This is a genomic window from Streptomyces sp. LZ34, assembly GCF_053890475.1.
Map to the genome: position 1 here is coordinate 4,262,995 of NZ_CM132680.1, position 12,775 is coordinate 4,275,769.

Sequence of the window (12,775 nt, forward strand, 5' to 3'; positions counted from 1 at the left end):
CGGGAACCCGCGGCGGGGCTGCGGTGTATAAGAATCAGTGCCGTGCCGAGGCACATGTGCCCACGGAGAGGAACCGAAGGTGCGACGTCCTGGTGTGACCCCTGTGCTCGCCTCCGCTGCCGCGTTGCTGTTCGCGGCGGGCTGCTCGTCCGGTGATGGCGGGGAGAGCCCGTTCGGCCACCGCACAAGCGCGTCCGGCCCCGCGAAATCCGGGTCCGGCGGCGATTCCTCGTCCTCGGGGCGGCCTTCCTCCTCCCCCTCTTCCTCTGCCCCGGCCGTCCCCAGCAAGGGCACCGCGAAGGTGGTCCGCACGCTCACCACCAAGCTGGACTCGCCCTGGGGGCTGGCCCCGCTGCCCGACGGAAACCTGCTGGTCTCCTCGCGCGACACGGGCAAGATCTTCAAGGTCGACGCGACCAGCGGGCAGAAGACGGAGGCGGGCTCGGTCCCGGGCGTCTCCCCCGGCGGCGAGGGCGGGCTGCTGGGCCTGGCGGTCTCCCCCGACTACGAGGCGAATCCGATGGTGTACGCGTACTTCACCACCGCGTCGGACAACCGCATCGCCCGCATGTCGTACGACGGCAAGCGCCCCGCCGGCTCCCAGCTCGGCGCCCCGGACACGGTCTTCAAGGGCATCCCCAAGGGCGCGATTCACAACGGCGGCCGGATCGCCTTCGGCCCCGACAAGATGCTCTATGCGGGCACGGGCGAGAGCGGCGACCGCGGGCTCGCCCAGGACCTGGACTCGCTCGGGGGCAAGATTCTGCGGATGACCCCGGAGGGCGAGCCCGCCCATGGCAATCCCAAGGCCGACTCGGTGGTCTATTCCTATGGCCACCGCAATGTGCAGGGCCTGGCCTGGGACATGGACAAGCGGCTGTGGGCCTCCGAGTTCGGGCAGGACACCTGGGACGAGCTCAATCTGATCCAGCCCGGCAAGAACTACGGCTGGCCCGAGGCCGAGGGCAAGGCCGGCAAGGAGGGGTTCGTCGACCCCATCGAGCAGTGGAAGCCCCAGGACGCCTCGCCCAGCGGCATCGCGTACGCCAAGGGCTCGATCTGGATGGCGGGGCTGCGCGGGGAGCGGCTGTGGCGCATCCCCCTGGACGGCACCCGGTCCGCGGGGAAGCCGCAGTCGTTCTTGGACGGGAAGTACGGGCGGCTGCGGTCGGTGGTGGCGACGGACGACGGCGGGCTGTGGGTGACGACGAGCAATACGGACGGGCGCGGGAAGCCCGGGAAGGAGGACGACCGGATTCTGAAGCTGAAGATCTCCTGAGGGAAGGTCCCCCGACGGGCCAGGGGAGATCATCGGGGCAGCGCTTAGACTGGCGGGAGTCGCTTGCCCCTGGGGGTCGCCGTGTTCAACATCATCGAGGAACTCTTCTCGCCGGGCCGTAGGAACACCGAGGAAGAGCGCAACCGGCTGGAGTTGACCGTGGACGACGTGGGCAACGGTGACAAGCCGTGGCGGGGGCCGATCGACCTGGACTCCGGCCGGGTGGTCGTCCGACCCCGCCAAGGCTGACCCTGACCCCGCCGGGCCTGGTCCCAGCCCGGCCAGGCCTGACCCCGGCGCCGCCGCCAGGCCTCAGCCCAGCCACAGCTCAGCCGTCACGCCCCGGCGCCCGCCCTCGGGAGCGGGCCGGCGCCCGTCGGCGCCCATCGGCGCCCATCGGCTCAGCGTGCCACCGCCTCGTCCGCCAGGCCGTCCACCAGCCTCAACCGGTGTGCCACCGCCGCCGCCTCGCCACGGCCCGACACCTCCAGCTTGGCCAGGATGTTGGACACATGCACGCTCGCCGTCTTCGGCGAGATGAACAGCTCCCCGGCGATCTGGCGGTTGCTGCGCCCCAGGGCCACCAGCCGCAGCACATCACGCTCGCGAGGGGTGAGCCCGAGGGCCTCGGCGGGGTCGGTGGGCTCGGCGGCGGGGTTCGGCGGGCAGGTCGCGGGGAGGGCGACGAGCGAGGTGGACGTGGAGCCGGGGGTCAGCGGCAGCCGGGCGCGGCGGGCCAGCAGTTCGATCCCCTCGCGCAGCGGGCGCGCCTCCAGCCGGGCCGCCGTGGTGTGTGCCGCCGCCAGCGGCTCGGCGACCCGCTCGCGGGCCGCGCCGGAGCTCAGCAGCGCCTCCGCCCAGCGGAAGCGGGCCCAGGCCAGGGGGTGCGGGCGGTCCAGCCGCTGGAAGGCGGTCACGGCGGCCGCCCAGCGGTCGGCGTCCTCCTGGCCCTCGGCGCGCGCCAGTTCGGCGTCCAGCAGCCGGCCGTAGGCCTGCCACACCGGCACCGGCTGCGCCACCCGCTTGGCGGCCGCCCGGATCCGGGCCAGCGCCTCGGCCCGGCCGGGCTCGGCCGCCGGCAGGCCGCGGGCGTCCGCCTCGGCCGCGGCGGCGGCCACCAACAGCGGCCAGGTGTAACGCTGCATGCCGGTGCGGAGCGTGTCCTCCAGGGCCCGCTCGAGAAGGGAGCGAACCTCCAGGATCCGGCCGCGGGCCGCCGCGAGGTCGAGGAAGAGATGTGTCAGCGGGATGGTGAACTGGGGCTCGCCGATGAGGTTCTGCTCCTCCCGGGCCTCCGCCAGCTCGCGCTCCGCGGTGTCCCAGTCGCCCCGGGCCAGCGCCAGCCGGGCGAACCGGTTCAGCGCCATGCGGCGCGACTTGTTGCCGATCGCCAGGCGCCGGGTGGCGGCCGCAGCCTCCTCCGCCTCGGCCCAGCGGCCCAGCGACAACAGCGACTCCGCCATATTGCCCGACACCCAGGCCAGGGAGTCCGTCAGCCCGAAGTGGTCCAGCATCCGCAGACCCTTCTCGGCGACCTCGACCGACTCGGCCGACCGACCGAGCCCCTCCAGCCCGGAGGTCAGATTGATGAAGCAGCGTCCCACGATGCTGACATCGCCCATCTCGATGGCAGCCTCGCAGACCTCCCGCATCTCGGCGAGGCCGCCCTCCGTGTCCCCGGACTCGGCCTTGAAATAGCCCAGCGTCAGCCGGGCGTGCAGCTCGGTGCTGCGGGCGCCGACCAGCCGGGCCAGCTCCACGGCCCGCTCGGCCACCGCGAAGCCTTCCGGCCCGGGACGGCGGACCATGCTCCAGCTCGCCGCCTGCGCCAGCACATCGGCGTGCACAGCGGACGGCGGCAGGCCGCGCACCAGCTCCTGGGCCCGGCCGAGCTCGGCCCAGCCGTCGCCCCGCCCCAAAGACCCGATCAGCTTGGACTTCTGGGTCCAGAACCAGGCGGCCCGCAGCGGGTCAGCGCTCTCGTCCAGCGCGCGCAGCGCCCGCCGGGCGACGGCCAGCGCCCGCTCCCGCTGCCCGGACCTGTTCGCCGCCACCACCACCTCGGCCAGCAGATCCAGATGGCGCAGCGCCTCGTCCTCGCAGCTGCACGCCGGGTACGCCTCGGCGTAGTCGAGGGGGCGCTGCGCCTGGCGGATCTCCTCGGGCACGTCCTCCCACAGCTCCATGGCGCGCTCCAGCAGCCTCAGCTGCTCGGCGTGTGCGTACCGCCGGCGGGCCTCGACGGAGGCCCGCAGCACGGCGGGCAGGGCCTTGGCCGGGTCGTGGGCGTGGTACCAGTAGCTGGCCAGGCGGGCGGCGCGCTCATCGGCCCGCACCAGCGCGGGCTCGGCCTCCAGCGCCTCCGCGTAGCGCCGGTTGATGCGGGAGCGCTCGCCGGGCAGCAGATCGTCGGCCACCGCCTCACGGACGAGGGCGTGGCGGAAACGGTAGCCGCTGTCGTCGCCCGTGGGCCGCAGGATGTTGGCGCCCACGGCGGCGCGCAGCGCGTCGATGAGGTCGTCCTCGCCGAGCCGGGCGGCCGCGCGCAGCAGTTCGTACTCCACGGTGGAGCCGCCCTCGGCGAGGATGCGCACCACCCGCTGGGCCTCCTCGGGCAGCGTCTCGACCCGCACCAGCAGCAAATCGCGCAGCGATTCGCTGAGCCCCGTGGAGCAGCCCTCGCTGATGCTGCGGGCGATCTCCTCGACGAAGAAGGCGTTTCCGTCGCTGCGCTCGAAGATGCGGTCGACCAGCGCCCGGTCGGGCCGGGCGCCGTAGATCCCGGCTATCTGGGCGTGGACTTCGGAGCGGTTGAAGCGGGGCAGCTCGATGCGGCGCACCGCCCGCATCCGGTCGATCTCGGCGAGGAAGGGGCGCAGCGGGTGGCGGCGGTGGATGTCGTCGGAGCGGTAGGTGGCGACGACCAGCAGCCGGGCGCTGATCAGGGAGCGGAACAGATAACCGAGCAACTCGCGGGTGGAGCGGTCGGCCCAGTGCAGGTCCTCGATCACGACGACCAGCGTCCGGTCGGCGGCCAGCCGCTCCAGCAGCCGGACGGTGAGTTCGAAGAGCCGGGCGCGGCTGTCCTCCTCGCGCGACTCCCGGGCCGTCTCGCCCAGCTCGGGCAGCAGCCGGGCCAGCTCGCCCTCCTGCCCGGCGGCGGCCCGGTCCAGCTCGCCCCCCAGCTTGCGGCGCAGGGAGCGCAGCACGGTGGACACGGGGGCGAACGGCAGGCCGTCGACGCCGATCTCGACACAGCCGCCGACCGCGGCGGCGACCCCGGCGGCGGTGGCCCCGGCCAGGAACTCGTCCACGAGCCGGCTCTTGCCGACCCCCGCCTCCCCTCCGACGAGCAACACCTGGGGCTCGCCCGCGGTGGCGCCGGCGAGCGCGTCGGTGAGAGTGGACAGTTCCTCGGCGCGGCCGACGAACACCGGGCTGACTGAGGTGTGGTGCACGCCGTCGAGGATCGCACAGGGGTCCGACAACGGGATACGGGCTTGAGCTGTGCCCTGCTCCCGAGTGGTGCCAGCAGTGGTGCCCACGGCAGCGGTGTCCACGGCAGCGGTGTCCACGACTCGGGCGATGTGGCGAACCCCCGCGGTGCGCGGTACGGGCAGCACGGCGCGGCCCGGCTGTCAGGCCGCGGTGCGGAACGCCCGCGACGAACGGCGGCGGCCCTCCCGCCGCTCCACGGTCTTCACCTGCCTTCCGGGTTCGTCGGCGGTGGATCGGCCCCTGCCCTCGCGCCGGGCCTGGCGGGCCAGCCGGTACGCGGCGGCCTCGCTCAGTGCCTCGGCCTCGCGGATCTTGTAGAGCTCGTGGTGGAACATCGTGTTCTCCTCGGTGACGGGTTCCCGTCGGTGACGGGGTTTTCAACGCCCCTCCACCTTCGTCCGCAAGGGGGGTCCACCACATCGGGAGAGTGCCCGATCTCCACCGGTGCCGGGGCCTTAGGCCTCCTGGGCCGCGCCCGGCGCAGGGGCCTTAGGACGGCTCTCGGGCCTTAGGCCCGGGGCCAGCGCCAGGGTGACCGCGACGGAGGCCGCCGCCATGACGGCCATCGCCGTCGCGGGCGAGGTGTACTGGGCGACGGCGCCCGCGAGGGCGGCTCCGACGCCCTGCATGGTGAGCATGCCCGAGAAGTGCAGCCCGAGCGCGTGCCCGCTCAGCTCCTCGGGGGTCAGGGCCATCAGCCGCTCCTGGAGCAGCAGGCTCGCCGCAAAGCCGACCGAGGCGAGGGTGACCGCCGCCACCGCGACCGGCAGCGCCGGGTGCAGGGCGAAGACCAGGTACGGGGCGGCGAGCAGCAGCCGCAGCGGGGCGCCGAGCCGCTCCCGCCACCAGGGCGGTACGAACCGGCCGGTCAGGGTGTCGCCGACGAGCATGCCGAGGGCGGCGCAGGCCAGCAGCAGCCCCGCGTGCCGGGGCGCGTAGGGGACGAAGAGGGATTCGCAGCCGACGATCAGCCCGTTGGGCACCCACAGCGCGAGATAGACATAGCGGCGTGGCACGGAGGACCACAGCCGGGCGTTGTCGCGCCAGGTCGCGGCGATCGACGGCCGCCCGGCGGCGCGCGGCGGCCGCCGGCTGAGCCCGAGGCGGGCGACGGCCGCGGCGGCGAGGTGGAGGGCGGCGGCGGTGAGCAGGGTGCCGCGCGGCGACAGGGCCGTCACCAGCACGCCGCCGACCGCGTATCCGCAGATCTGGGTGGTGCCCGCGGACATGTTGAGCATGGAGCGGCCGAGCAGATACCCCTCCCGCGCCAGGATCTCGTTGAGCAGCCCGGAACGCACCCCGCCGCCCAGCGAGGCGGTCGCCCCGAGGACCAGGAGGACCGCGAAGACGGCCGGCATCGGCAGGCCGGGGACGGCCTGGACTGCGGTGCCCAGGGCGAAGAACAGCGCCAGGGCGCAGATCGCCGCGCGCGGCGGCATCCGGTCGGCGGCCGACAGCAGCAGCGTCGCGCCGAGCACCTGGGCCAGGCTGGGGCCGAACATGCTGAGGGCGGACAGCAGCGGTGAGCCGGTCGCCGCGTAGACCAGGGTGCCCAGGGCCAGTCCGCTCACCGTCGTGGCGGCCACCTGGAGGGTGCCCGCGAGGAAGAGCGGCGTGAACTCCGGTACGGCGAAGACCTCTCGGTAGGTGCGCATGGCCCGGAGTCTCAGCGGTGCCCGCCCGGGGGCGTTACAGTTTCGCGCGGAGGCGAAACGATGGGTTGGTGGCTGGTCAACGCGGACACGCTCGCCGGGAGCCGGTTCCTCGTCTCACCGCTCGCCGAGGCCACCGCGGGCCTGATCTCCCTGGAGCGGGGCGTGGCCGAGCACCCGGGCGAGCGCGCCTGGCTCGACGCCCATCTGCCCGCCTACCGGGAGCGGCTGTCCGGCGACCCGCTCACCGCGCTGACCGTACGGGCCGCTCTGGGGCACCGCTGGATCGCGGACTTCCTCACCCCCACGCCCACCGGCGAGGGCGAGCCGGGCTTCGAGGAGGAGCTGGCGCGGGTCCGCGAGACCCCGCCCGGGACCGCCCGCGCCGATCTGACCGTAGCGCTGCGCGGCCCGCTCCCCGACCTGCTGCACCGCTCCGATCTCGCGGAGCGCACCGCCGATGTCCTGGAGTGGGTGTGGACCGAGACGGTGCTGCCCACCTGGCCCCGGCGCCGGCGGATCCTCGAGGCGGACGTGGTGGCGCGCACGGCGCGGCTGAGCCAGGGCGGCTGGGCCGCCGTGCTGAACGCCATGCGGCCGGGGATGCGGTGGCTCGGGGAGAGCCGGCTCCAGATCAACCCGTACGACAACCCGCCGCGGGAGATCTCGGGGGCGCGGCTGTTGTTCGTCCCGGTGACCCCGCACCACGGCTGGGTCTCCTGGGACGCTCCGCACCGGTACGCCGTGGTCTATCCCTGTTCGGGCGCGCTGGCCGAGACGGACCGGGCCTCGGTGCCCGAGTCCCTGGGCAGGCTGCTCGGCCCGGCCCGGGCGGCCGTCCTCGTCCTGCTCGACACCCCGAAGAGCACCACCCAGCTCGTCGCGCTGACCGGCCAGGGGCTGGGGTCGGTGGGCCGTCATCTCAAGGTCCTGCTCGACGCCCGCCTGGTGCGGCGGCGGCGCGCCGGGCGGTCCGTGCTCTACTACCGGACGGCCGCGGGCGAGGTGCTGGTGACGGCCCAGGCGGCCTGAGGGCCGGCTCGCGCGGCGCCTCGATGCTGATCCTCGGCAGCCACCGGTCCAGCCGGCGCGGCAGCCACCAGTTGGCCCCGCCCAGCAGGTGCATCAGGGCGGGCACCAGGAGCGTACGGAGTACGAAGGCGTCCAGGGCGACGGCGGCGGCCAGGCCGATGCCGAACATCGCGATGATCCGGTCGCCGCTGAGCACGAAGGCCGAGAAGACGGCGATCATGATGACGGCGGCGGAGTTGATGACCCGGCTGGTCTCGGTGAGGCCGACCCGCACCGCGACCCGGTTGTCACGGGTGCGGCGCCACTCCTCGTACATCCGGCTGACCAGGAAGACCTGATAGTCCATGGACAGCCCGAAGAGCACCGACACCATGATCACCGGCAGGAACGGCTCGATCGGACCGGCTCGGCCGAGCCCCAGCAACTCGCTCCCCCAGCCCCACTGGAAGATGGCGACGACGACCCCGAAGGACGCGGCGACGGCGGCCACGTTCATGGCCGCCGCCTTGACCGGGATGCCGATGCTGCGGAACGCGAGCAGCAGCAGGACGCTGCCGAGGCCGACGACCACCCCCACGAACAGCGGCAGCTTTCCGACGATCACCGTCGCGAAGTCGTCGTAGCCCGCGGTCAGTCCGCCGACGTACACCCTCAGCGAGGTGGCCTCCGCGGCCTTCGGCAGCACCTCATGGCGCAGCCGGGCCACCAGCTCGGAGGTGGCGCGCGACTGCGGGGCGGTCCTGGGGACGACCGTGATCAGCGCCGTGTGGCCGCTGGTGCTCATATCGGACCCGCTCACCGAGGCGACGCCCTCGATGCCGCGCAGGGTCTCCGGGAGCTTGCCGAAGGCGAGCCGGTCGGCGGCTCCGTCGATCCGGCCGACGAGCGTCAGCGGGCCGTTGAAGCCGGGCCCAAAGCCCTCGGCGAGAAGGTCGTAGGCGCGCCGGGTCGTCGAGGAGGCCGGGTCGTTGCCCTGGTCGGAGGTGCCCAGGCGGAGCGAGAGCGTGGGCAGCGCGAGGACCAGCATCAGCACGACCGCGACGGCGCCGAGCAGCTTCGGGCGCCGCTCGACCAGGGCCGACCAGCGGGCCGCGAACCCCCCGCGGGCCCTGGTCCGCGGCCCGTGCTTCGCCAGCCGGCGTCGCTCGCGGCGGCTCAGGGCGTGGGTGCCGATCAGCCCGAGCAGCGCGGGCAGCAGGGTGACCGAGGCGGCGACGGTGAGCAGGACGGTCAGCGCGGCCGCGACCGCCACCCCGTTCAGGAAGCTCAGCCGCAGCACCAGCATCCCCAGCAGCGCCACGCACACGGTCGCCCCGGCGAAGATCACCGCGCGCCCCGAGGTGGCCACCGCGCGCCGGGCGGCCTCGTCGACCGGCAGCCCCGCCTTGAGCCCCCGGCGGTGCCGGGAGACGATGAACAGCGCGTAGTCGATGCCCACCCCGAGCCCGATCAGCGTGCCGAGCATGGGCGCGAAGTCGGCGACGGTCATGGCGTGGCCGAGCAGCCCGACGCCCGCGTACGCGGTGCCCACGCCGACCACCGCGGTGGCGATCGGCACGAACGCCGCCGCGAGCGAACCGAAGGCGAGGAACAGCACGACGGCGGCCGCGGCGACCCCGATGACCTCGCTGAGGTGGGCCGAGCCCGTCCCCTGGGCCGCGCCGATGCCCGCGCCGCCCATCTCCACCTCGAGCCCGTCGATCGCCGCCGCGCGGGCGGTGTCGACCACCTCGCGCACCTGGGCCGCGCCGAGTTCGGAGGCGGGCCGGTCGAAGACGACGGTCGCGTAGGCGGTGTGCCCGTCGGCGCTGATCCGGGTCGCGTCCAGGGCCATGGCCGTGGCCGTATTGCCGGGTCGGTACGGCCCGGCCACGGAGACGACGCCGGGCAGCTTCTCGACCCGCTCCAGCGCCGCCGTCATGCGCTGCCGCACATCCACCGCGCGTACCGTGCCCGCGTCGCGCGCCGTGTGCCAGACGATCGTGTCGCTGTCCCCGGCCTGCCCCGGGAACTCCCGCTCCATCAGCGCGAAGACCCGCGCCGAGTCCGTGCCCGGGACGCCGTAGTCGTTCGAGTACGCGGACCCCGTGACCGCGGCCGCGACGGATACGCCCGCGAACGCGGCCAGCCACAGCGCGATGACGACGAAGCGGCACCTGAGGCACCACCGGGCGAGTGCGGCCATGGCCTGCTTTCCGGATATCGCGCCGAACGCGCCGGGCTCGGGATGGAGGGAAACGGCCGGGCCCGTGGCGGCGCACGCACTGAGGAACATGTGAGGGACCGCCACACGTCCTGGGCCTGGACCGGCGGCGAACTCCCCACGCACTCTGACAGCAGGAAGAGATCCTTTGTCCCCTTTGTGGACTTCCCCACACCTTCAGCGGCCGCTCACCAGCGCCTCGCCCACGCTCGTACGCGCATAGAGCACCAGCCGCCCGGTGCGGTGCGCGCTCACCAGGCCCGCCGCGCGCAGCGCCGTCAGGTGCTGGGAGACGCCGCCCGGTGAGAGGCCGATGCGGCGGGCGAGGTCCGTGGTGGAGGCGGGGGCGGCCAGTTCGGCCAGCAGCAGGGCGCGGGTGCGGCCGAGCACGCCGGCCAGGGCGTCGGAGCACGGCTGCGGGCGCTGCTCCCACAGGGTGCCGATGCCGCGTGGCGGATAGCGCAGATTGGGCTGCCAGTCGTCGCTGCCGAGGGTGGAGAAGATCCGCGGCCAGACGAATGCCGAGGGGACGAGCAGCAGGCCCCGTCCGTCCAGCCGCCGTACCCCACGGATGCAGCGATGGGCCATCTGCAAGGTGCCCGAATCCCAGGTGAGCTGCGGGTCGAGGTCGTCGAAGAGGCGCCGGGCGCCGCCTTCCGCGAAGCGCTTCGCGCGGTGCAGGATGTCGCTCTCGAACAGGGTGAGAATGCGTGGCCAGTACGGCGCGAGCGCCACCTCCCAGTACGCGGCGATCACCTCCGCCAGCCGGTCGAGCCCGCGCCTCGGGTCCTCGCGGAGCGCGGCGACACCCGCGTGTGCCCCCGGCGACGTCGTCCGCAGCAAGCCGGGCGGCGTGGCACGCAACGCCGCCAACTCCACCTCGAGCGAGGGCTGCGGGGTGGTGGGCGGCGGCACGAGGAAGGCGGGGATGCCCGCGGTGGGCACGGCGATCAGACGGGACAGCGGCGCCAGGTCCAGCCTCGCGGCCGCGAGCAGCGGTCGCACCTGTTCGGTCCACCGCCGGTGCATGCCGTGCCCGTCGGCGCCCTTGAGGACGCGCACGCTGGCCACCACCTCCCACAGCGGGGATACGGCGAAGCGGGTACGGGCGACGTCCTCGGCCGAGAACTCGATCTCCAGCCTGCCGCCCGCGGCCTGCGTGTCCTGCGCCTGCATCATTCAGCAGAGGCTAAATCATTGGAACGGGACCTCGGCCCCCGGCACCGTACTGGTCATGCCCACGGACAACCCCTGGCGGATACGCGACTTCCGAACACTGTTCACGGCCATGGCGCTCGGCCAGCTGGGCACCAACATCGGCTATGTCGCCGTTCCGCTGATCGCGGTGTCCGCCCTCGACGCGAGCCCCGGCCAGGTCGGGCTCCTGGCCACGCTGAGCACCGCCGCGTTCCTCCTCATCGGCCTGCCCGCCGGGGCCTGGGTGGACCGGATGCGCCACCGCCGCGTGCTGATCACCGCGGATCTGACGCGGGCCTGTCTGTTCGCGTCGGTGCCGGTGGCCTGGTCGCTGGACGCCCTCACCCTCCGGCAGCTGTACACCGTGGTCCTGCTGAACGGCTGCGCCACGGTCTTCTTCGACGTGAGTTCGCAGAGCTCTCTGCCGCAGCTGGTCGGCCGCGACGGCCTGGTACGGGCGAACGTCGCGGTGGCGAGCCTCCAGGCCGCGGGCACGGTGGCGGGCAGGGGCGCGGGCGGCGCGCTCGTACAGCTGCTCACGGCGCCGGTGGCCGCGGTGAGCATGGGGGTCTGCCATCTCGCCTCCGCGCTCCGCCTCGTCGGCCTTCGGCCTGCGCCGACGCCGTCGGCCGAACCCGCGCGGCCACCCGCCCGGCTGGGGGCGCAGATCGCCGAGGGGCTCCGCCATGTCCTGCGCGACCGTGAACTGCGTGCCCTCGCGCTCACCGCGTCCCTGACCAATCTCGGCGCGCAGATCATCAACACCCTGCTCCCGGTTCTGTTCGCCCGTGAACTCGACCTGCCCGCCGGCGTGCTGGGCGCGTACTGGGCAGCGGGCGGGATCGGCGTCTTCCTCGGCGCGTGCTGCGCCCGCCCCGCCGCCCGGCGCCTGGGCCACGGCCGCGCCCTCGCCCTGATCGGCCTCTGCGCGGCGCCCGTCGCGCTGGTCACCCCGCTCATCGACCGGGGCCCCGGGCTCTGGGCGGCCGGAGCGGCATGGCTGCTGATCACGTTCAGGATCGGCGTCGACAACGTACTGGGCGTCAGCCTGCGCCAGCGCCTGACGCCAGACCCGCTGCTCGGCCGCATGACCGCCACTTTCCGGTTCATGCTCTTCGGCGCCGTCGCCATCGGCTCCGCCGCGGCGGGCCTGATCGGTCAGTTCGCCGGGGTTCGCCCCGCGCTGTGGGTGGGCGGCTGCCTGCTGGCGCTCGCCTGTCTGCCCGTCCTGCTCTCCCCGGTGCGCACGCGGCGGGAACTGCCGCAGCAGGCGGGCCTTCCCCCTAATCACGATCCCCGCCCATCTGTGAAGGAGTAAAGAATGTTCGCGATATCGCTGGGTGACGACGGTGCCGAGCTGCGGCCGCTGGAGCCGTGGAACGCCGCGGAATACCTCGCCCATATCGACCGGAGCCGCGAGTACGTCAGCCCCTATATCGCGCTGGCGGACCGCGCCACCGACCTGGCGTCCGCGAGGGCGTTCCTCCGGTCGTACGCGGACAAGGCGGCCGCCGACAGCGGGCGCATCTACGGCATCTGGCTCGACGGCACGCTCGTCGGCGGCGTCCTCTTCAAGGCCTTCGACGCGGGTTTCGGCACCTGCGAGGTCGGCTGCTGGCTCGAACAGGCAGCCGTCGGACGTGGGCTGATCACGCGCGCGATCCGGGTGCTCATCGACTGGGCGGTCGAGGAGCGCGGGATCCACCGCGTGGAGTGGATCGCGGCCGCCTCGAACACCGCGAGCATCAATGTCGCCAAGCGGCTCGGGATGGTGCGGGACGGAGTGCTGCGGCAGAGCTATCCGCACCGGGGGGTACGCCGCGACATGGAGGTCTGGTCGGTGCTGGCACCGGAATGGCGCGCGCGGAATTACCCGGCCATCGATCAGCGCCCGAATAGGATTCCTGAATGAGA

Annotated in this window: 10 protein-coding genes; 5 read left to right on the top strand and 5 right to left on the bottom strand. The window is 73.6% G+C overall.

Features of this window, described 5'->3' with window-relative positions; all coding sequences use genetic code 11:
* Positions 1-79: 79 nt before the first annotated feature.
* Both ACWY4P_RS16625 and ACWY4P_RS16630 read left to right on the top strand, forming a co-directional pair.
* Positions 80-1,279: a PQQ-dependent sugar dehydrogenase gene (locus ACWY4P_RS16625; RefSeq protein ID WP_456211325.1), complete on the top strand. Its 1,200-nt coding sequence runs from the start codon at positions 80-82 to the stop codon at positions 1,277-1,279.
* Between the two features lie 63 nt (positions 1,280-1,342).
* On the top strand, positions 1,343-1,528 hold the full coding sequence (locus ACWY4P_RS16630; protein WP_456211326.1) for a DUF6191 domain-containing protein: 186 nt from the start codon (positions 1,343-1,345) through the stop codon (positions 1,526-1,528).
* Between the two features lie 152 nt (positions 1,529-1,680).
* Here ACWY4P_RS16630 and ACWY4P_RS16635 read toward each other — a convergent pair whose 3' ends face one another.
* The 3 genes from ACWY4P_RS16635 to ACWY4P_RS16645 all read right to left on the bottom strand — a co-directional run bounded on the left by ACWY4P_RS16635 (position 1,681) and on the right by ACWY4P_RS16645 (position 6,432).
* Positions 1,681-4,854, bottom strand: a complete 3,174-nt coding sequence (locus ACWY4P_RS16635) for a helix-turn-helix transcriptional regulator (RefSeq protein ID WP_456211327.1) — start codon at positions 4,852-4,854, stop codon at positions 1,681-1,683.
* A gap of 63 nt (positions 4,855-4,917) precedes the next feature.
* The gene (locus ACWY4P_RS16640) at positions 4,918-5,112 is read right to left on the bottom strand and encodes a hypothetical protein (RefSeq protein WP_456211328.1); all 195 of its coding nucleotides are present in this window, start codon (positions 5,110-5,112) and stop codon (positions 4,918-4,920) included.
* A gap of 120 nt (positions 5,113-5,232) precedes the next feature.
* Positions 5,233-6,432: an MFS transporter gene (locus tag ACWY4P_RS16645; RefSeq protein ID WP_456211329.1), complete on the bottom strand. Its 1,200-nt coding sequence runs from the start codon at positions 6,430-6,432 to the stop codon at positions 5,233-5,235.
* Between the two features lie 60 nt (positions 6,433-6,492).
* Between ACWY4P_RS16645 and ACWY4P_RS16650 the strand changes: the two genes are divergently transcribed.
* Complete coding sequence (locus ACWY4P_RS16650) at positions 6,493-7,461, top strand: transcriptional regulator (protein ID WP_456211330.1); 969 nt, start codon at positions 6,493-6,495, stop codon at positions 7,459-7,461.
* Here ACWY4P_RS16650 and ACWY4P_RS16655 read toward each other — a convergent pair.
* Together ACWY4P_RS16655 and ACWY4P_RS16660 are read right to left on the bottom strand one after the other, a co-directional pair.
* Positions 7,352-9,646 (bottom strand): MMPL family transporter, encoded by a 2,295-nt coding sequence (locus ACWY4P_RS16655; protein WP_456212942.1) that lies wholly within the window; start codon positions 9,644-9,646, stop codon positions 7,352-7,354. The two genes, ACWY4P_RS16650 and ACWY4P_RS16655, sit on opposite strands and share 110 nt — an antisense overlap.
* A 195-nt stretch (positions 9,647-9,841) precedes the next feature.
* The gene (locus ACWY4P_RS16660; protein WP_456211331.1) at positions 9,842-10,843 is read right to left on the bottom strand and encodes a winged helix-turn-helix domain-containing protein; all 1,002 of its coding nucleotides are present in this window, start codon (positions 10,841-10,843) and stop codon (positions 9,842-9,844) included.
* Between the two features lie 55 nt (positions 10,844-10,898).
* Here ACWY4P_RS16660 and ACWY4P_RS16665 point away from each other — a divergent pair, with 55 nt between their 5' ends.
* Together ACWY4P_RS16665 and ACWY4P_RS16670 are read left to right on the top strand one after the other, a co-directional pair.
* Positions 10,899-12,179 carry an MFS transporter gene (locus ACWY4P_RS16665; RefSeq protein ID WP_456211332.1) on the top strand — a complete coding sequence of 427 codons (1,281 nt, stop codon included), beginning with the start codon at positions 10,899-10,901 and terminating at the stop codon, positions 12,177-12,179.
* Positions 12,180-12,182: 3 nt separating this feature from the next.
* Positions 12,183-12,773 carry a GNAT family N-acetyltransferase gene (locus ACWY4P_RS16670; RefSeq protein WP_456211333.1) on the top strand — a complete coding sequence of 197 codons (591 nt, stop codon included), beginning with the start codon at positions 12,183-12,185 and terminating at the stop codon, positions 12,771-12,773.
* The last annotated feature ends 2 nt before the right edge of the window (positions 12,774-12,775 follow it).